At 57.6% G+C, this 18,953-nt stretch carries 16 protein-coding genes; 5 read left to right on the forward strand and 11 right to left on the reverse strand.

All coding sequences use genetic code 11. From position 1 onward, the window contains the following. Positions 1-95: 95 nt before the first annotated feature. From ACFQUU_RS00595 to ACFQUU_RS00605, 3 genes are all read right to left on the reverse strand, one after another. Entirely contained in the window at positions 96-617 is a 522-nt protein-coding gene (locus ACFQUU_RS00595) for a CinA family protein (protein ID WP_382241103.1), read from the reverse strand. A 196-nt stretch (positions 618-813) separates the two neighbouring features. Next, positions 814-3,123: an NADP-dependent malic enzyme gene (locus tag ACFQUU_RS00600; RefSeq protein WP_382241106.1), complete on the reverse strand. Its 2,310-nt coding sequence runs from the start codon at positions 3,121-3,123 to the stop codon at positions 814-816. 98 nt (positions 3,124-3,221) lie between these two features. Further along, positions 3,222-4,010 carry an FRG domain-containing protein gene (locus ACFQUU_RS00605; RefSeq protein WP_382241109.1) on the reverse strand — a complete coding sequence of 263 codons (789 nt, stop codon included), beginning with the start codon at positions 4,008-4,010 and terminating at the stop codon, positions 3,222-3,224. A 367-nt stretch (positions 4,011-4,377) separates the two neighbouring features. On the opposite strand from ACFQUU_RS00605, the gene rpoD reads away from it, so the two are divergent. Then, positions 4,378-7,032 carry an RNA polymerase sigma factor RpoD gene (gene rpoD, locus ACFQUU_RS00610; RefSeq protein WP_382241112.1) on the forward strand — a complete coding sequence of 885 codons (2,655 nt, stop codon included), beginning with the start codon at positions 4,378-4,380 and terminating at the stop codon, positions 7,030-7,032. Positions 7,033-7,164: 132 nt separating this feature from the next. Here rpoD and ACFQUU_RS00615 read toward each other — a convergent pair whose 3' ends face one another. From ACFQUU_RS00615 to ACFQUU_RS00625, 3 genes are read right to left on the reverse strand one after another with little or no spacing between them, the layout of a single operon-like run. Then, the gene (locus ACFQUU_RS00615) at positions 7,165-8,424 is read right to left on the reverse strand and encodes an ATP-binding protein (RefSeq protein ID WP_382241114.1); all 1,260 of its coding nucleotides are present in this window, start codon (positions 8,422-8,424) and stop codon (positions 7,165-7,167) included. Then, positions 8,414-9,895, reverse strand: a complete 1,482-nt coding sequence (locus tag ACFQUU_RS00620) for an RAD55 family ATPase (protein WP_382241117.1) — start codon at positions 9,893-9,895, stop codon at positions 8,414-8,416. The genes ACFQUU_RS00615 and ACFQUU_RS00620 overlap by 11 nt, the downstream gene beginning before the upstream one ends. Further along, positions 9,892-10,323, reverse strand: coding sequence for a hypothetical protein (locus tag ACFQUU_RS00625; protein ID WP_382241120.1), 432 nt, complete (start codon positions 10,321-10,323; stop codon positions 9,892-9,894). Before ACFQUU_RS00625 ends, ACFQUU_RS00620 begins: the two co-directional genes overlap by 4 nt. A gap of 9 nt (positions 10,324-10,332) precedes the next feature. Here ACFQUU_RS00625 and ACFQUU_RS00630 point away from each other — a divergent pair, with 9 nt between their 5' ends. Next, a complete protein-coding gene (locus ACFQUU_RS00630; protein WP_382241123.1) occupies positions 10,333-10,497 on the forward strand; it encodes a hypothetical protein in 165 nt (54 codons plus the stop codon). A gap of 120 nt (positions 10,498-10,617) precedes the next feature. Here ACFQUU_RS00630 and ACFQUU_RS00635 read toward each other — a convergent pair whose 3' ends face one another. From ACFQUU_RS00635 to ACFQUU_RS00650, 4 genes are all read right to left on the reverse strand, one after another. Next, a complete protein-coding gene (locus ACFQUU_RS00635) occupies positions 10,618-11,244 on the reverse strand; it encodes an FABP family protein (RefSeq protein WP_382241126.1) in 627 nt (208 codons plus the stop codon). 371 nt (positions 11,245-11,615) lie between these two features. Beyond that, the gene (locus ACFQUU_RS00640) at positions 11,616-12,860 is read right to left on the reverse strand and encodes a b-glycosidase (protein ID WP_382241129.1); all 1,245 of its coding nucleotides are present in this window, start codon (positions 12,858-12,860) and stop codon (positions 11,616-11,618) included. A gap of 16 nt (positions 12,861-12,876) precedes the next feature. Then, entirely contained in the window at positions 12,877-13,341 is a 465-nt protein-coding gene (locus tag ACFQUU_RS00645) for a DUF2269 family protein (RefSeq protein ID WP_382241131.1), read from the reverse strand. Next, positions 13,341-14,666, reverse strand: coding sequence for an NAD(P)H-binding protein (locus ACFQUU_RS00650; RefSeq protein ID WP_382241134.1), 1,326 nt, complete (start codon positions 14,664-14,666; stop codon positions 13,341-13,343). Before ACFQUU_RS00650 ends, ACFQUU_RS00645 begins: the two co-directional genes overlap by 1 nt. A gap of 176 nt (positions 14,667-14,842) precedes the next feature. Between ACFQUU_RS00650 and ACFQUU_RS00655 the strand changes: the two genes are divergently transcribed. Continuing rightward, a complete protein-coding gene (locus ACFQUU_RS00655) occupies positions 14,843-15,322 on the forward strand; it encodes a hypothetical protein (RefSeq protein WP_382241137.1) in 480 nt (159 codons plus the stop codon). A 704-nt stretch (positions 15,323-16,026) separates the two neighbouring features. Beyond that, complete coding sequence (locus tag ACFQUU_RS00660; protein ID WP_382241140.1) at positions 16,027-17,772, forward strand: YsnF/AvaK domain-containing protein; 1,746 nt, start codon at positions 16,027-16,029, stop codon at positions 17,770-17,772. A gap of 241 nt (positions 17,773-18,013) precedes the next feature. Here ACFQUU_RS00660 and ACFQUU_RS00665 read toward each other — a convergent pair whose 3' ends face one another. Then, positions 18,014-18,349, reverse strand: coding sequence for a thioredoxin family protein (locus tag ACFQUU_RS00665; protein ID WP_382242151.1), 336 nt, complete (start codon positions 18,347-18,349; stop codon positions 18,014-18,016). Between the two features lie 143 nt (positions 18,350-18,492). Between ACFQUU_RS00665 and ACFQUU_RS00670 the strand changes: the two genes are divergently transcribed. Continuing rightward, positions 18,493-18,867 (forward strand): hypothetical protein, encoded by a 375-nt coding sequence (locus ACFQUU_RS00670; protein WP_382241143.1) that lies wholly within the window; start codon positions 18,493-18,495, stop codon positions 18,865-18,867. Positions 18,868-18,953: the final 86 nt, after the last annotated feature.

Raw genomic sequence — 18,953 nt, forward strand, 5'->3', positions numbered from 1 at the left:
CTTGTCGCTTGTGTGGCCCGCCACACGGCGCTCCGCGCGCCTTGCCCTGCACGCCAAATCGACCCGCTTCTCCGCACACCAATATGAAACCCGCTCTAGGCGGAGTCATTGCTTTCAATGACCGGCGCCGGCACCTGGTTGTGGTAATGCCAGATGCGGCTGAGTGCATATTCGGTACCGGCTTGCCGCACCTCATTGCGATCGCCGTTGAATCGGCGTGTTTCTGAAAAGGTGGTTATGTTTCCATCGGTCTGAAATGACCATGCGAAGCAGATCGTGCCCGCCGGGATATCACCGTCGCCATTCTCCGGTCCGGCGACACCCGTATCCGATATCGCGACGTTAGCTTTACTGATGCGGAGTGCACCTTCCGACATTTCGCGTGCGACTTCTTCGCTGGTCAGGTTATAGGTATCGATGGTTTCGCGCCTGACGCCGAGACAGCGTATTTTTGCGTCGGGAGAATAGGTCACGAATCCACATTCAAGCCAGCTTCCGCAGCCAGGAATATCCCCCAGCGTAGATGCAATCATGCCGGCGGTACAAGATTCGGCGGTAACGAGTTTAAGACGGTTTTCTTCAAGGTAACGAACAACGCTCTCAAGGTGATGATTCATAGAATGTCCGGAATGTAGCAGGAAGCCGTACGCAGGTTGATAGCGCGCCATGCAGTACATGCGCTATATCGCGCAACGGCAACGACGATGTTTTTTAACCATCAATTGGACGTGCTTATAGCGAAAATGTTCGCGGGCCGAAGTATTGTCCCTTTCATCCTTCGACCCTGCGGCCCTGCAACATACCGCCTCGACGCTACGCGTTGACTTGTGAACGCAGCGCCGATACATCCGCGACCGCTACTGCCGTCATATTGACGATACGCCTCGACGTCGCGGCCGGATTAAGGATGTGGACCGGTTTGGCAGCGCCAAGCAAAATCGGACCTACGGTGACACCATAACCGCCGGTAATCTTGAGCAGGTTGAACGCGATATTGGCCGCATCAAGGGACGGCATGATCAGCAGGTTTGCGCTGCCGCTCATCTTGGTACCTGGCAGGAAATGACGCCGGACTTCTTCCACCAGCGCAGCATCGCCCTGCAATTCGCCCTCCACATCCAGTTGCGGCGCAATGTCGGCGAGGATATCGCGTGCCGCCCGCATCTTGCGGGCAGACGGGCGGTCGGATGAGCCGAACATCGAGTGGGACAGCATCGCGACCTTGGGCTGGATGCCAAAACGCTGAATTTCAGCTGCGGCCAGCCGTGTAATGGCGGCGAGCTCCGCTGCGCTCGGGTCGTCGTTCACATAGGTATCGGCAATGAACAAGGTATATTTTTCCAACATCAGCGCATTCATTGTGGCGAACACACCTGCGTCAGGCGCCAGCCCGATCACATTGCGCACATGCTCAAGGTGGGCATCGAAGCGTCCTACCGTACCGCATAGCAAGGCGTCGGCGTCGCCCATATGAACCAGCATCGTGCCGATCAGGGTGTTGGAGCGGCGCAATGCGGTCTTGGCCATATCGGGCGTGACACCGTATCGCCCGCGCAGTTCATGGTAAGCCTCATGATAGGCACGGTAGCGCGGATCGTTTTCCGGATCGACGATCTCGACATCGATCCCGGTTTTGATGCGCAGGCCAGCCTTCTTGATACGCATGTCAATGACATGCGGCCGGCCGATCAGGATGGGTTTTGCCAATCCCTCGTCGACCACCGTCTGGACAGCACGCAAGACGCGTTCTTCCTCCGCTTCGGCGTATGCCACGCGCTGCGGTGCGGCCTTCGCTGCGGAGAAAACCGGTTTCATCATCAGGCCGGTGTAGTACACAAGATGGCTGAGCTGCTGGCGGTAAGCATCGAGGTCCTGGATCGGCCGGGTCGCTACCCCCGATTCCTGCGCCGCACGGGCAACCGCCGGCGCAATCTTTTCGATCAGGCGCTGATCGAAGGGCTTGGGAATAATATATTCGGGCCCAAAGCTCAATTCCTGGCCGGCATAGGCGGTAGCCACCGCATCATTGGTTTCGGCTTCCGCGAGTTCCGCGATGGCCTTCACGCAGGCCAGTTTCATTTCCTCGGTGATCTTGGTCGCACCGCAGTCGAGCGCCCCGCGGAAAATATACGGGAAACACAGCACGTTATTTACCTGGTTTGGATAATCCGAACGTCCGGTCGCGATAATGCAATCCGGACGCGCAGCTTTGGCAACTTCCGGGCGGATTTCCGGCTCAGGGTTAGCCAGCGCCAGGATGATCGGCCGGTCGGCCATGGTCTTGACCATGTCGCCGGTCAGTACGCCGGACGTCGAGCAGCCGAGAAAGACATCCGCTCCCGCAACGATATCGGCAAGCGTCCGGGCGTCGGTCTGTTGCGCGTAACGCGCCTTGTTTTCTTCCATGCGTGCATCGCGGCCCACATGGATGACCCCGCGAGAATCCACCACATAAATGTTTTCGCGTTTTGCGCCCAGGCTCACCATGGTGTCGAGGCAGGCAATGGCTGCCGCGCCGGCACCGGAGACCGCGATCTTGACCGAGGCAATCTGCTTGCCGACAACCTTTAGTCCATTCAACAGCGCCGCTGCTGAAATGATGGCGGTGCCGTGCTGGTCGTCATGAAACACCGGGATATTCATGCGGTCGCGCAGTTTCTTTTCGATATAGAAACACTCCGGCGCCTTGATATCCTCAAGGTTGATGCCGCCTACCGTCGGCTCCAGCATGGCGATCGCATCAACCAGTTTGTCGGCATCATGTTCGGCCAGTTCAATGTCGAAGACATCGATGCCGGCAAATTTCTTAAAAAGGCAACCTTTACCTTCCATCACCGGTTTGCCGGCAAGGGGGCCGATATCGCCCAGGCCAAGCACTGCGGTGCCATTGGTGATCACCGCCACCAGATTGGCGCGCGATGTGTATTCCGCTGCAGTTGCGGGATCACGGGCGATTTCTTCGCAGGCATAGGCGACGCCAGGCGAATAGGCTAGCGACAGGTCACGCTGGTTGGATAAGGCCTTGGTGGCATTGACTTGGATTTTGCCCCTGGTGGGACTGCGATGGTATTCCAGCGCCGCTTCGCGCAATTGCGCATCCATGGTGGATTTGGTGTCAGTCATGTCGTTCCGTATGGTTGTTGCATTGGAAAGAAGACGACATCACCATGCGCCGCTGGTTCTGGTTCTATGGCTGTGCGCGACTGGCAACCTCCGTCAGGTCAAGGGTTGCCCGGGCCGGGTTCAGCCTGCCAGATCACTTCCAGCTCGACCCGGATCGAGCGGGCCAGTCCGTCAAGATCCGGAAACAGCGTCGCATTGGTGATGTTCATCCGGTACAAGGCTTTCATTGCCTGCTCTCGCATGGTTTGCGATAGCACAAGCTTTTTGATCAGACAGGTTCCGACGTGGTATTCATTGAGGATTTCATCGAGGGATTTGTCGACCACACCAGGAACCACCATGGTGCCGGACTGCGCGACCAGCCGCCGGTCCATTTCTTCCGGTTCGCCAATCCATAGGAGATCGCTATTGTTTTGCAGGAAATAGCGGTCAAAGTTCCCGTCGATGCGAGGATCAATCGCATCGCGGCTGAGCCCTGGGTTGCTTGCCGGAGTGGCATGCCAGAGTTTCGGGGTATTGAGTGCAAATACGGCAGCATCCGAGTCGGCTTGTTCCAGCGCAAAGAACGCCGCGACAAACGGCGATTTGGTGAAATCCAGCAAACGGGTTGGCGCGCCGTGATGCTGCATGAGGGCGAGACAGCGTAAATCATTGTCAAGAACGCGTGGATCGGGCAGGTAGTTGTGCGCTTTGCGCCGGAAAATACGGATTGCGCGCTCCTCCCGGCTGCGCCATGTCGTCTGGTCCGGGATAAAAGAATTCAGATAGCGCGACAGGGAACTCAGCAAGGCCCAGCCTGCTTCCTGCTGTCCACGAAACGCCCACCCATCCAGTTCGGATGATAGTCCGACAAATTCATTCCAGTTTGAAACGAGAATCTCTTCCAAAGTGACGTCCTTTGACATTGCGAGGGGAACCAGCGCGGCGCTGTGTGATCGGATGATTTTAAATTTGATGGTGCGCCGTGAAGATTTCCTAAAACACCAATATAATACGCCCCCTGCTCCACCGACTGCATCGAGTTCATTCTCAGCCCGCCGTCGAGAACCGGGCTAGTTTTCACAGCTGCAGTATCACTGATCTTTCATCCGAATTTGAATACCCTGAACATCGACAAGAAAGCCTAGCGCATTCATGAAGGCATGGCGGAATTGTTAGCGTGCGGTTTGCCGGCGCGCCGATTCTCCCTGCCAATGTCGCGCCGACCCAGGTCGCGCGCCCGTGATGTCTACTTTGTTGCCCATTGATTACGCAATGACAAAGCCTGCCAAGACCCTGACTCTGACTGCAAAACCTCGTACTGATGCTGCATCTTCCCCCGGACTGGTGAGGACGGTAACGCACGCGCTCGATCCGGAACAGACGCCCACTACGGTAAAAGTGCTGACCAAGCGCTCACGCCTGGTGTCCACGGCCGTTCAGGCCGCCCCCGATGCCGGCGCGGTTTATGTGGCACCGGAAACCGATGCCGCTCCGGATACGGAGCTGCCGGCCGAATCGACGTCGCCAGCGCCCGCACCAAAGGTTACCGTCGTCGTACGCAAGGCGCCGAAGGTGATGGCAGCGCCGGTGCCGACCGATGTTCAGACGCCCGAACCAACCCCGACGGCATCGGTTTCTGCCGATGCTCCGGTCGCCACTGAAACCGCGCCGACGACAAGTGCGGCACGGCCCGCGGCCGAAAGCGCTCCCGCGCCCAAAGCCAGGGTAGTGCGCCGCAAACCGGCAGCCGATACGACACCGGCAGCGAAAAGCATCTCCGGCACAAGCACATCGCGCGCTGCGGCCACCGCTGTACCTGACGCTGCTCCGGCCGCGCCGTCCATCGCTGAAATCGACACCTCGGGTTATGAACTGCCGGCTGTCAAGGTGCCGGCACGTCGTGGACGCCGTCCGTCCGAATACCGCCCTGAGCAGGATGAAGTCGCGGCGCTCAATGCCGTCGAACGCGCGGAAATCAATGCCGCGCGCAAGGCACGCGACCGCCGCACCGGCAAGGACGCGGAATCCGGTATGAGCGACGAGGAACTCGCCGTTCGCCGCCAGAAGGTTGCTGCACTGGTCCGTGCCGGCAAGGAGCGCGGTTACCTGACACACGCCGAGATCTATGACCACCTGCCGGAAGATTCAACCAGCCAGGAAGTCATCGAAGGTCTGATTTCGACCCTTGGCGACATGGGTATTACTGTATACGAACAGGCACCCGACGCCGAGACGCTGCTGTTGTCCGATAATGTTGCCAACGCAACCAGCGACGAAGATGCTGAAGCCGCTGTGCAAACCGCGCTGTCGACCGTCGATGCCGATTTTGGTCGCACCACCGACCCGGTACGGATGTACATGCGTGAAATGGCGTCGGTACCGCTGTTGACCCGCCAGGGCGAAATCGACATTGCACGCCGTATTGAAGCCGGCTTCAAGGACATGATGCAGGCCGTCTCCGCCTGCCCGACAACGATTGCCGAGATCCTCGCCCATGCGGAAAAAATCCGCAACGAGGAAGCGCCGATCGATGAGCTGGTGGACAGCTTGGTCGATCCAACGACTCTGGACGACGCGCCCATGGTCGTGGCGGCAGCAGCGGCTTCCGACGACGAGGAAGAAGAAGACCTGGACGACGAGATCGAGGACGACGAAGAAGAGGAAAGCAGCTCCAGCGGTGGCGGCGCAGCCAACATGTCTGAACAGCAGCTGGGTGAACTGCGCAAGCAGGCGCTGGAGAAGTTTGCCCTGGTGGCAACCGAATTCGGCAATATGCAGACCGCACTCGAGAGCGACGGCTACAATTCGCCGTCTTACTTGCGTGCGCAGCAAGTGATTTCCCAGGAACTGCTGGGCATGCGCTTTACCGCCAAGCTGGTCGAGAAGCTGTGTGACATGCTGCGTTCGCGCGTCGATGAAGTACGCCAGATCGAAAAGCAGATTCTCGACATCGCCGTCAACAAATGCGGCATGCCGCGCAGCCATTTCATCAGCGTTTTCCCGGGCAAGGAAACCGATCTTGAGTGGGTCGACCGTGAAGCGGACAGCGACAAGACTTATGCGCCGATCCTGCGCCGCAACAGCCCGGCCATCAAGGAATACCAGAAAAAGCTGCTGGAACTGCAAAAGTCCGCAGGCGTGCCTTTGTCAGAGCTGCGCAAGATCAACAAGCAGATGACGACGGCCGAAATGCGGGCGCGGCAGGCCAAGCGTGAAATGACCGAAGCCAACCTGCGCCTGGTCATTTCGATCGCCAAAAAATACGTCAATCGCGGCCTGCAATTCCTGGACCTGATCCAGGAAGGCAATATCGGCTTGCTGAAAGCAGTCGACAAGTTCGAATACCGTCGCGGCTACAAGTTTTCAACATACGCGACATGGTGGATCCGCCAGGCGATCACCCGCGCGATTGCTGACCAGGCCCGCACGATTCGCGTGCCGGTGCACATGATCGAAACGATCAACAAGATGAACCGTATTTCGCGCCAGATCCTGATGGAGACAGGCTCGGAGCCGGACTTGCCGACACTGGCCGCGAAGATGGATCTGCCAGAGAAAAAACTGCGCGAGATCATGAAGATCGCAAAGGAACCGGTGTCGATGGACATGCCGATGGGCGACGATGGCGATTCGCAGCTTGGCGATTTCATCGAGGACAGCACAACGCTGGCACCGGCCGATGCGGCGATGCATGCATCGATGCGCAGCGTCATCCGTGACGTGCTCGATTCACTGCCACCGCGTGAAGCAAAAGTATTGCGCATGCGTTACGGCATTGACATGGCCAGCGATGCGACATTGGAAGAGGTAGGCAAGCAGTTCGATGTAACACGTGAGCGTATTCGCCAGATCGAGAACAAGGCGATGAACAAGCTGCGTCACGCATCGCGCGCGGATCGCCTGAAGACCTTCCTGGAAAGCGATTAAAGATCAACCACGTGAGTATGTTCACTTGATGCTGCGATCTCATACTCGGATCGCAGCATCACAGACGACTCTGACGCGTTGCGAGGCGGCCGGACACCGCAGGTAAATTGCCTGCGGTGTCCGGCCGCTTTTTTATTCGGTGGTTACGTGCTTTGCAATGAGCGAAAGCAGGGATTGCACGTTGATCGGCTTGACCATCAGTTCGTCAAAACCTGCTTCGATGGCGCGCATCCGATCTTCAGGCTGACCATAACCGGTAAGGGCAACGAGTAGCGGCCCAGCTATGCCGGGGAGCGCACGCATTTCCCTGGCGACGGCAAATCCATCGATGCCCGGCAGGCCGATATCGCAAATGATCGCGTCGTAGATTTCCATCTTTGCCATGGCCAGTCCGCTCAAGCCGTCATAAGCGGCACGGACCACGTGACCTTGCAGGGAAAGGAAGTCAACCAGCGTCTGGTTGGCGTCCATGTTATCTTCAATGACGAGTATCCGACGTGCGCTTGACACGCCATGGCTATTTGGCGTGACATCGTTGCCCGACGTCGTGGATGCCGTACTTGGCAGTATCACGGTAAAGCTGCTGCCACGCCCTTCGCCGTCGCTGTGTGCGGCGACGGTGCCTCCATGCATTTGTACCAGGCTGCGCACGACACTCAGGCCAATGCCGAGGCCGCCTTCGGAGCGTGCCAGCGAACGCGGTCCTTGCACGAAAAGATCAAAAATGCCCGGCAAGACATCGGCCGGAATGCCGACACCCTGATCGGTGATGACGACGGACAGCTGGCCAGCGCCTCGCTCGTCATCCTGCTTATTTACCGTGAGGCTGATCACGCTATGGTCGGGGCTGAATTTGGACGCGTTCAGCAGCAGATTGGAGAACACCTGTGCGAGGCGTACCGGGTCGCCTTCCAGCATGGTATCGACAGCAGGGATATCAAGACGCAAGGTTTGCTTGCGTTTTTGCAGATTTGGGTGACTAGCCTCTGTCGCCCGCTCGATAATTTCCGATAACAGAATCGTTTTTTTCTTGAGCACGATACGGCCGCTGCTGATCCTTGCCGCGTCGAGCAAGTCATCGAGCAGACTTGCCATTTGCTCGGACTGACGCTGAATAATCGCATGCAGCTTTGGCAGGTCAGGATGAGCGTCTGCAATTCCCTCCAGCAGGGTCGCCGCCATGCTGATCGGTGCCAGCGGGTTGCGCAGCTCATGCGCGAGCATGGCGAGAAATTCATTTTGCCGGCGATTGGCGGCTTCCGCCTCATCCTTCATGGTCTGCGCATGCACGGTGGCGAGCACCAGGTTCTCGTTTGCGCTACGCAGCTGCCGGACCAGGTCAGTCAGGTCTTCGTGGCTGTCGGGAGTGGGTGTCCTGTTGTCAGAAGTCATGGCGAATATCTGTGCCGGCCGCAGAAGGATGCGCCGACAATACTCCTTCATAAGCGACCATACTGTCCCCCACTTCTATGCCCTGGTCGGTAATCTCGAACTGCCTGAGTTCCCGGCTGTGGTTGCTGCCCCTGACCTTGACGATGGTAAGCACTTTGGTCAGTTTGCCTTCGATCGCCACATAGCGCATGGCGATCACGGCATCGGTTAAAAAGGACAGGTCGGAACGGCTGAAGCGCATTTCAGTAAACCGATCTTCCATGCCAAGCGTGACCATGACAGTCACGCCAGTCTTGGCCAGGGCAGTCAGTATCCGGAACACCGATTCCCTGAAATCCTGCCTGAACTCCGGCGCAAGATAGAGTCCGAACTCCGACAGCGAATCGATCACGACGCGCGTTGCGCCCGTACGCGCTATCGTATCGAGTAAGCCTTCGAGAACCTCTTCGACTGACAAATCCAGCGACCTGTTCTCAAACACGGCAACATTGCCGGCCTGTACCATCTGCTCGAGGGCGACATTGCGAAGTCGGGAGGTGCCTTTTTCAAAAGAAGCGATCACGCCTTTTTCACCGTGATCGACACCGTTTTTGAGAAAGGCCGTCGACAGGATGGTTTTACCCACGCCGGTCGGGCCAACCACCAGCAGCGAATGTCCGGCAGGCAGGCCGCCTTCCATCATGCGGTCGATGCCCGCCACGCCGGTTGGTACACGCGGCACATTCGTTTCGACCGGATCACCGTTGGTTCTTTCACCGGCGAGCGGCGGCAACAGCCGGGGATAGACATGGATGCCACTGTCGCTGATGCGGAAGATATGGTAGCCGGCCATATGGTGCTGACCGCGCATTTTGACGACACGTATCTTGCGCGTGACCGAATTGACCGCAACGTTTTGCGACAATGAAATCAGCCCGTCGGCCACGGTCAGAATCGGGTTCGCTTCGGCTTCCGGATGTGCGTATTCGCCAATCAGGAAGGTGGTCGCCTGCCAGCTTGCCATTCGGGTGCCGAGTTCCTGCACAAAGTACTGCAGGTCAGCAACCCCCTCGGTACCGTTCCGGGCAGTCTGCACCACCGAGCGGAAGGAATCGACGAATACCAGATCAGGGGAAAAAGCTTCTACTTCGCGTGAGATACGTTCAAGCACACCACTGAAGTCTCCCATGCGCAGATCTTCGGCGAGATTGATGTATTGAATATTCTTGCCTACCTGGCTGACATCGAAAAACGCATACTGCTGCTGATAGCGCAGCATCTTGATCGGCGGCTCGCCCAGGACAGTAAAGAAAATCGCCTTGCGACCGGACTGGGTGAGCGAGAACATGATCTGGTGCGCCAGCGTGGTTTTGCCACTGCCCGGCGCCCCGGCAATCAGGTTGAATGAAAACTCGGTGAGTCCACCTCCCAGCAAGGTATCCAGCCCTGGAACACCCGTCGACAGTTTCCCGAGGGTCACTTTGTCGCTCATTTACTTTTCTCCTGAATGTTCATGCCGTAAGACTCGTCGATCGATGCCGAGTTTAAGATTTGATTGGTAAGTACCTCGCCGATCAGCGTGGACATAAGTCTCTTGAAGGTGGCCAGCAAAACATACTGGGCCTGGCTGGCGCTGTGCGGGTCGGCTGCGCGCAAATCCAGGAGCAAACGCTCCAGTGCGGCGCGGGAAGGCTGTCCGGCGACAGGGGCCGTCAGCCACGAGAAATGAGGTTGGGTCAGCCGCAATGCACGGCCATACAGTGCGGAAAACCCGGCGTCCCCGATAAGAGGAGTAAGCTGGCTTTCAAGCTTGTGCCAGCATCGTAGTGCAGCCTCCGGCGGATCGTTGTCACCGTTCGGCGTCGAACCGGCTGGCGCATCGGTGAGCAATGGCTCGCGCTCGTCGTCTCTATTGTGCATGCGTAGCAGATGAAAAGTACATTTACTGCGTCAGCGTCGCTTGGGCGAACCACTCTGACACAGACCTACGTTCATTCGTTTCCAGGCCAATTCCTGGAACAGGTAAAGCCAACTGTCACCATCGACTGGCAACTGTCGACCATTGACCGCTACCCTGAACTCACGAGCCATTAAGGCATCGTCTTGACAAGCGTGCTGCTACTGTTCCGCGCATTATACCTGTTCCATGCAGCACTTCATTTCTGCCGCCAGGCGGCGAATTTCAGCAGAGCAGCCCTGCTTTATTTCATTAAATCATCGTGCCAGGGGATTGGGTGTCGGCTCGGCGACCTTGGTGAGCGTATTGCGGTCGCGGTGATGAAAAGCTTCCTCCTGATCCTTGATCATCATTACCGTATCTTCGTCATAGGACCATGTTCCGTCGGCGTGAATATTGACCTGAATCCGGTATTCGATGGTCTTGAATGCGTATTCCAGGAACGGGTTGGACAGGATCCCGTAGCTGTCGTCGCCACGGGTTGCCAGTAGTTCGAAACTGACCGCATCGGCACTGGCCTTACCCATCGCCATGGCAATTTGCCCGCGTGGAATAGCGAGCGTCTGAATGACCGTGCCGGTAGCCGGCTCCCAGAGCCAGTAACCGACCTGATCGTGGTAGGTTTTTACCTGGTCGGGTTTTGTGACATGGGTATGGTAGCGCAGTCCGTAGAATAGCTGCGGTCCGTTGGTGACAGGATCGATGGGTTGCAATTCGATGCGTTCCACGAAAGCCTGCTTGCGCGGGCCGTCCGCCTTGGGTTTGATATCCAGGCCGCGGGTGCCTTCCCATACGCCGGCCATTGCACGCAAAGGGCCAAGGTTGTTTAAGGTAAGCACGTCCATAGACGGCTCGGTAAAGATGTCTTTCGGGAAATCGCTCATGTGAAATCGGTGCAAGCAGTGAGTTAGAAAACGACATGCCGCGCATGTCTGTCTTGCACCATATTACGCGAAGTTGAGAAAAGGCAAGGTTTGCGGCATTACGCGCTGCCCACTCGCACATCTTTCCCAAGCACTTGCCGCTGACAGCCATCCATCGCCTCGAAAGAGCGGATGTCGGCGTCCTGAAATGCCACTGCCGCCTCGACTAGAGCGGGTGTCATATTGGTGTGCGGAGAAGCGGGTCGATTTGGCGTGCAGGGCAAGGCGCGCGGAGCCCGGTGTGGCGGGCCACACAAGCGACAAGCAACGCCGCCCGGCGCGTCAAGGCGGCCCGAGGCGACAGCACATCAATATGACACCCGCTCTAGGATTCAGCACCAGTTGGCATCGGGTCGATGTTGCAGGCGATGTGCCGCTTCGACGACATCCTGCAGGTCGACGGGATCGCTAAACGGGTCAGCATCCAGCCTAGTGACGCGATTCAATTCTTTTTGCCAGCGACGCAGTTCATTGACATAGTCGCGATCGGCTACCGGCTTGAGCACGCCATCCGTATCCAGCATATCGCAGATGCCGTTATGCAGCCATTCACCGGTATGCCAGTCCGGCATGTCAACCGCCGGGAACAGACAGACGCCCTGCAGGTCCATGCCGCGATCGACTGCGGCAAGCGATTCTTCCATCACGTCCTTAAGCCATGCGTCCCGCCCTTTTCCCATGCCGCTGGTTTCGCCAATGATCATTGGCCGTCGGTAACGCTCCCAGACGGTGCCCAGCATATCGCATAGCGGCACGATGCGATCGTCGTCAGGTGGCAGCGCGGCATGCGGTCCTTGTTCACGGTATTCCATCTGGCCGAAGGAATAGTTATTGGCGCCGACGATATCAAGCACCTCCGGCGTACCGCCGAGTTCTGGGTGCTCCTTGCCGAACAGGATGTCCCACGCCAGGAACGTATCGACGCAGGTTTCATGACGCGCCGCCTCAATCAGATCGGGCCGGTCACGCGGTGCAACGACCTGTACCAGTGGATCAATATGAATCATGCGGGCGTCCGGGTCCACCTCGCGAATAGCCTTGACGCCGGCGATGGCTGCCTTGCACAGCGCCAGGCGAAACGCAATTCGGTCTTCCCTGCTGTTGCGATAAGGTGCAACCCATCCCCATTCGCCACCGCAAAAGGAAAAGAAGGTAATTTCATTGATCGGCGTAAAGCAATGCGGCCCACGGGTCCTGGGCACCACGTATTCCGCCGCCGCCCTGCAGTAGTCAGCAAAGCGACTGCTGAAGTCATCCGAGAATGGATCCGTATCTTCCGGATAGCCGTAGTGGCACAGGTCCCAGATCGGCAGGATCTGCGCTTTGTCCATTGCTTCGAGATAAGGATCGATCATGGAAAAATCATAGTGCCTGTCCTTGTCCACCAACGGCCAGGGTATTCCTTCACGTGCGACCGCAATGCCCAGTTCACGCAGGATGTGATAGTCCTCCATGGCACGGCGGTCATGCTGGGTTTCCGCGACCAGGTTGCGCCTGCCCTGATCCTTCCATAAAAAGGTCGAGCACTCGAAACCGGAAATGAAGAACGTAGGGAAGATGCCGGGACGTCTGGCCATGGAACACTCCTTGTTATCAGGACGGCTTGGCGACCATCAGGTAGAAAATCGTCACGAAGGCGAAAAAGGCCGGAACACCGAGCAATACCCAGTAACGGAAATAACGCCAGTAGGCATCGGGTAGCGGCGTACCGGAGTCCGCCGCAACGCTGGAAAGCTGCTTGAGCTGCATCTGCAGCCACAGTACTGGCAGCCAGCAGGCAACGGCGATGACGTAGAGAATGACGGACCACATGATCCAGCGGCTGCTCATCGGAAATCCCGCCGTACGCATCATCAGATAGCCGGTGAGCGGCTGAATGATGACGGTGGTTGAGGTGAACAGCCAGTCGGCAAGCACGACGATACGTGCCACCACTGCAATCGCACGAACGTCGCGGCTCATGGTAGTGAACAGCAGATAGAATGCCGAGCCCACACCGGTGCCGAACAGGAAGGTCGACGACATGATATGCAGCCATTTAAGAACGACATAGCTCATCAGCGCTCCTTCAGTTCGGGCTCAAGTTCAAGCAATAACCAGATTGCGGCCAGCATCGGCAGGTTCTTCAGCAATGGCCCATAGGGATGAAGCCAGAATTCGGGCAGTCTCCAGGTGATGATGGCAGTATAGAAAAGAATGACGACAATCTGTGCCAGCCACAGCCAGCGACGGCGCTTCATCATCAGCGTAGCCACGCCGAAGACGAAGTCCATCAGTGCCGCGCCGTACAACATCAGAGGTAAAAGGATGCCGCTGATGCCTACGCGTTCCAGCAGGGCATAGCTATCGGCAACCGGATACAAACCCATGGACACAATGCCGGTGACAATCCACACCAGGGCAATGCCGACACGCAGCATCGGCAGCAGCCAGTTCAGCTTGGCATGCAGCCGGGTATTGGCGACGTTTCCCGGCGCAACGAAATCTCGGACTGCACGCGGTGCGTGACCGAGTAAGGAAGTCATTGCTGAAGCACTGCCGGTATTGCCACGTTCAAGCATCTGCAACGTTTCCGGATCGAGAAGGCTGCCGGGAAGAAGATTGGCAAGACGCGCCCCCAGCCGCACCAGCGGCATGGGCATGGGGATGCAACGCGGGCGCCCCATCCGCATCGCGGTCCGCAGGGTCGAAAGGAAATCGCGCAATGAAAGCGGCTCCGGACCAACCAGCGCAATACGCGTCCCTTTCTGAATATCGAATCGCGCGACCTTGTCCAGCAAGGCCAGGATGGCTGCGACCACGTCGTCGATATACACCGGTTGCACCTTCTGCGTCCCCGTGCCAGGCAAGGCAATCAGAGGCAAGCTCGCCAGCGTAGTGAACAAACGGGCGCTGGTGCCGCCCGGTCCATATACCAGGGACGGCTGTACGATGACCGAAGGCAGATCCAGGCTTGCAAGAAAGTCGTCCGCCTGCTTCTTGCTGAGGTGGTAGCGGCTTTGCGCATGCTGGTCCGCACCCAGTGCGGAAATCTGCACGACCAGCTTTACCTTGCTGTCGGCGGCGGCCTTGAACAACGCGACCGGTCCGCGCACATGGATCGCATCAAAGCTTTGCTGGCCCGTCTCGCGGATGATGCCTACTGCGTTGATGACGACGTCAACATCGGCCAGACGGGGAAGCCATGCACTACTGTCAAAGTCACGGGTGAAGTCGGCGGCAATGTAGCCAAAGCGCGGATCGTGATGCGCGCCTGGCTTGCGAACGGCGCATATCACGCGATGCCCGGCGGCGGCAATCGCCTTTGCCAGATGGCTTCCTATGAATCCGCTTGCTCCGGTCAGCAACACGACCAATTGCAGCTCCTTTGTTATGGGTGGCACCACACCGCATGGGCAATACGTGCTTGTCACTTCCCGCTTGGTTGCATTCCGCCGCAGGGAACCAGCCTTGTTTTTGCACGTCACAAATGCATGGTAAATACGACCGGTGCCGACCACCGGGAGTTCATTGCGGGCACGCCAACTTTCCTGCGCGTGTCATATTGCATGGAGGAAGCATGAAGTCATGGCGTCAGGCGATGCGGGATGGTCTTATCTCAGGAAGCATTGCCAGCGTGCTGTCGACAATTGTCCTGAGTGCACGCGGGGAGCAGGAAGAAGGTACGCCTTACGCGCCCACCAATGCGATCAGCCACTGGTTCTTTGGCGATCACGCCTTCTATCGTAACGGGAGGACACTGCGTTACACCGGAACCGGCTATGCGATCCATCATGCCTCGTCCACCTTATGGGCAGTAGTCTACGAACGTTGGTTCGGAGAACGTGCGGACAGACGCGACTTGCCAACGGCATTGACAGGCGGAGCGGCCGTTGCGGCGATGGCCTGCTTCACCGACTATCACCTGACACCGCGGCGGCTGCACCCTGGCTACGAAAAACGACTTTCCTCTGCGTCCCTTTTCCTTGTATATGCCGCATTCGGTGCCGGACTGGTTGTACGTGGCTTGACGACAAGCCCGGCTCGAACATACCGATAGTTGCCTCACTGCGGCCGTGTCAATGTGCGGGCATCACCGCCTATCCCGGACTGCTAACACTTCGTTACCGTATTGAGCAAAGTCGACGTTACGCGCCACAGCGCAAACTTTCTGCGCAGGTCCTGCCTCGAAAGAGCTTTCGTAGATACGGGGTATTGGATGATCGCCGAGGATGTCGTTGCGAATGTGTTATTCGCAATTGTGGCCGTAACTATCGCTTACTGGCTATTCGCATAAACCAGGGGTGCGTGCTCCGGCATGCTCCCAATTCCCCTTCCCGTTTCCCTTCCTTTCCCTGGTCAGGGTGACTGCATCTCATTGTCGACTTGTCGCGCCGTGGGGAAAGATCATACCGCGCAAACCTTAACGGGCGGCCACACATTTACCGCGACTGTCTCGCCTGACAGTGCAGCGCGCTCCCTTTCATTTCCCATTCAAACTAATTGCATCGCTGCCTTTTTTGCTAGCAATTGGTTAAGGAACTTCACGGGGCTATCGGCTTCTTACAAAACCATTGTGGATTCGTCAACCAGTAACTGAATAGCTGACAGGAATCTTGCGCAGGACGCTTTGGCAATGCATGGTTCGGTGTAAAGGAGTTCAGACGTACGCCTTCGAGGAGTCTTTCAGGTGTGAAAGTTTAGTCGAAGCGCACTGTTGAATGCGAACCCGTGCTTCATACGTAATCTGAATAGGAGATAGAAATGGAAACAACCTCGACCAAGAAGGATCCGGGAATGCTAACTGGCCTGTTCTACGATAGAGACAGCGCAGAGCGCGCATATCAAGGTCTGTCGGAACGTGGGTATTCCAAGGACGATATCAATGTCGTCATGTCGGACGACACTCGCAAGCGCTATTTCGCCGATGGCGATTCTGCAACCACAGAGTTGGGCAATAAGGCCGCTGAAGGCGCCGGTGTAGGCGGGGCGGTCGGTGGCACCCTGGGCGCCGTGCTGGCAGCAATGACTGCCGCTGGTACAAGTATAGCCCTCCCAGGCCTTGGCCTGGTGATTGCCGGCCCACTTGCAGCAGCGGCTGCAGGCGCAGGTGCAGGCGCTGCCACGGGTGGCTTGCTCGGCGCGCTGATCGGCTGGGGTATACCGGAAGAGCGCGTCAAGCGTTACGAGAGCGGCCTGAAGGAAGGCGGCATTCTGATGGGCGTGAAACCCCGTTCGGATGAAGACGCAGCGCATTTCGAGCAGCACTGGCGGAGTAGTAACGGCCAGCAGATCTATCGCGAAGGCAGCACCTCGATTGACGACGGAGGCAGTGACACCGTGGTCGGTGTCTACGACAACTTCACCGATGCGGAAAATGCGGTGCAAGCGCTTTTAACTGCCGGTTTCGAACGCTCGCGTGTTCAGCTCAACCCGGATCGTGACGATGCCGGCACGACGGCCACGGCCACCGGCACTTCGACTACCGATACACACGGGGCAAGTGGTATCAGTGGTTTCTTCCGCTCCTTGTTCGGCGGTGACGACAATACGCAGCACCATGATGTCTATGCCGAATCGGTACGTCGTGGCAGCTATGTGCTGACCGTTGATGTCGACAGCGAGCAGGAGCAGGACCGTGCCGCTGACATCATGAACCGCTTCAATCCGGTTGATGTCGATGAGCGCAGCAGCCACTGGAAACAACAGGGCTGGTCCGGCTACGATGACAGCGCACCGCGTTATTCCCGAGATGAAATCGACAGGGAGCGCGCCGCCTATACGCAAGCCCGTAGTACCACCGGCACCACTGGCGCCACCGGCAAGACCACGACAACCGATACGACAGGATCGTCCCGCATTCCGGTGATCGAGGAAGAATTGAAGGTCGGCAAGCGCCAGGTCCAGCGCGGCGGTGTGCGCGTGTTCCAGCGCGTTCGTGAAACACCGGTACATGAATCCGTGCAATTGCGCCAGGAGCATGTAAAGGTTGAACGTCATGCGGTCGACAAGCCAGCTACCGAGGCCGATCTCGCCGCATTCAAGGAAGGCTCGATCGAACTGCGCGAAACCTCCGAGGAAGCCGTCGTCTCCAAAACTGCCCGGGTCGTTGAAGAAGTGGTCGTCGGCAAGGAAGTCTCGCAGCGTACCGAAAGCATCAACGACACGGTGCGTCGTACCGACGTTGAAGTCGAGCAGCTGGGTGCCGGCCGAACAACTGCGACCAGCGGCACAACGGGCAGTACACTGACTGGCGATGATGCAGACTTCCGTCGTCACTGGCAGACTGCCTATGGCACTTCGGGCGGACGCTATGAAGACTATGATGCCGCCTATCGTTATGGCTCGACCATGGCCGGCAGTGATCGCTACAAGAACTACCAGTGGAACGACGTAGAACCGCAACTGCGTAGCGACTGGGAATCCAACCATCCCGGCAGCACCTGGGACAAGGTGAAGGACGCTGTCCGTTACGGTGCCGAACGCGTGACTGGTAATCGTCGCCACTAAGGTCGGGTTCGCGGGTTCTCAGTTTCTCAATCGCTGAGTTACTGAGCCGCTTAGTCGAAACGGATACAGCGGGTTGGCGACACCCCGCTGTATTCAGCACCGGCGCGGACTGCATGTATTTGCATTGCAGTCCGCGTTTTTTCGCGCAACATTTGCAATATGCGTTCTACACGTTGCGAAGCGTTGCTTGACCCATAGCTAGAGCTAGCTGTTAGTACAGGGCCAGTAAATACATGTCGTTTTACTGACCGCGTGGATCGATCTTCCGCAGCGCGTCCCGTATCGATTTTTCGTCAGCCGGCCTAACGAGCCGCGCAACTTCCTGACCATTATTCAGGAACACGAGTGTTGGCCATAGCTTGACCTTGAACGAGCGTCCAAGACGACGGCCGCTGCCGTCCTCAATCTTGATATGACGTACGTCCGGATGCGTGGCAAACGCAGACGCAATTGGTGCCTGCGCCGCAAGGCAGAAGCCACACCAGGGTGCGCCGAACTCCACCACCGCCGGTCCCTCCAGCGCATCGATTTCCGACCGATCCGGCTCCTGCGTCGCATATTTATCATTCATTCCCATGGCATATCCCTTCATTACCGCATGTGCATGAATAGTCGCACATGCCATCATCATCGCAAATCCTCATGTCGGATTGTTGCGCAACTTGTAGCGCCTTGTACGCTCTCATCAACGTGGACAATTATTCAACCAGGAGATTCATCATGGCAAGCAACCAGCAATCGGCAGACAAGGGAAAAAGCGTTCAGGCAATGCCGCAAGGCCATCCGCAGCTTGATGAGAGTACGCAGTCGGAGCACTCGCTGTCGCAGTCTTCCGAGGACAATCCGCAAGACGGCCGCTATTCGGTCGCAGAGGAACAAAATTTCGACGAACAATCCGATGAAGCTCGACGGGTTGGCCGCATGCCGCAGAATGTCGGCGCGGAGGGACTGACGACACAGGCAAGCCCTTCAGAAGCGGTTGCAAAAACCGTCAGGGAAAAATCCCCTGAAACCGCAGACCCGCAGCCAGAGTCGACGCAAGATGACGCGACCCTCAAACAATCAATCGAGAGGGCTGTGCCGCCATCGGGTTAAAAGAAAGACGACTCGCAGGGAATGCCGGCAACATCGATTCGGTGCACATGCTGCCTGCTACACCAACTGCAAGCCTCCTTTACAGT

The organism is Herbaspirillum sp. GCM10030257, from assembly GCF_042666555.1.
GTDB lineage: Bacteria > Pseudomonadota > Gammaproteobacteria > Burkholderiales > Burkholderiaceae_D > Noviherbaspirillum.

Excerpts from the sequence above, each read along its gene's own strand:
- ACFQUU_RS00655 (WP_382241137.1), top strand. The coding sequence starts at position 14,843 with ATGAAGTCATGGCGTCAGGCGATGCGGGATGGTCTTATCTCAGGAAGC.
- ACFQUU_RS00615 (WP_382241114.1), bottom strand. The coding sequence starts at position 8,424 with ATGACTTCTGACAACAGGACACCCACTCCCGACAGCCACGAAGACCTG.
- ACFQUU_RS00670 (WP_382241143.1), top strand. The coding sequence starts at position 18,493 with ATGGCAAGCAACCAGCAATCGGCAGACAAGGGAAAAAGCGTTCAGGCA.
- rpoD (WP_382241112.1), top strand. The coding sequence starts at position 4,378 with ATGACAAAGCCTGCCAAGACCCTGACTCTGACTGCAAAACCTCGTACT.
- ACFQUU_RS00595 (WP_382241103.1), bottom strand. The coding sequence starts at position 617 with ATGAATCATCACCTTGAGAGCGTTGTTCGTTACCTTGAAGAAAACCGT.
- ACFQUU_RS00620 (WP_382241117.1), bottom strand. The coding sequence starts at position 9,895 with ATGAGCGACAAAGTGACCCTCGGGAAACTGTCGACGGGTGTTCCAGGG.
- ACFQUU_RS00635 (WP_382241126.1), bottom strand. The coding sequence starts at position 11,244 with ATGAGCGATTTCCCGAAAGACATCTTTACCGAGCCGTCTATGGACGTG.
- ACFQUU_RS00625 (WP_382241120.1), bottom strand. The coding sequence starts at position 10,323 with ATGCACAATAGAGACGACGAGCGCGAGCCATTGCTCACCGATGCGCCA.
- ACFQUU_RS00665 (WP_382242151.1), bottom strand. The coding sequence starts at position 18,349 with ATGGGAATGAATGATAAATATGCGACGCAGGAGCCGGATCGGTCGGAA.
- ACFQUU_RS00600 (WP_382241106.1), bottom strand. The coding sequence starts at position 3,123 with ATGACTGACACCAAATCCACCATGGATGCGCAATTGCGCGAAGCGGCG.
- ACFQUU_RS00640 (WP_382241129.1), bottom strand. The coding sequence starts at position 12,860 with ATGGCCAGACGTCCCGGCATCTTCCCTACGTTCTTCATTTCCGGTTTC.
- ACFQUU_RS00630 (WP_382241123.1), top strand. The coding sequence starts at position 10,333 with ATGAAAAGTACATTTACTGCGTCAGCGTCGCTTGGGCGAACCACTCTG.
- ACFQUU_RS00660 (WP_382241140.1), top strand. The coding sequence starts at position 16,027 with ATGGAAACAACCTCGACCAAGAAGGATCCGGGAATGCTAACTGGCCTG.
- ACFQUU_RS00645 (WP_382241131.1), bottom strand. The coding sequence starts at position 13,341 with ATGAGCTATGTCGTTCTTAAATGGCTGCATATCATGTCGTCGACCTTC.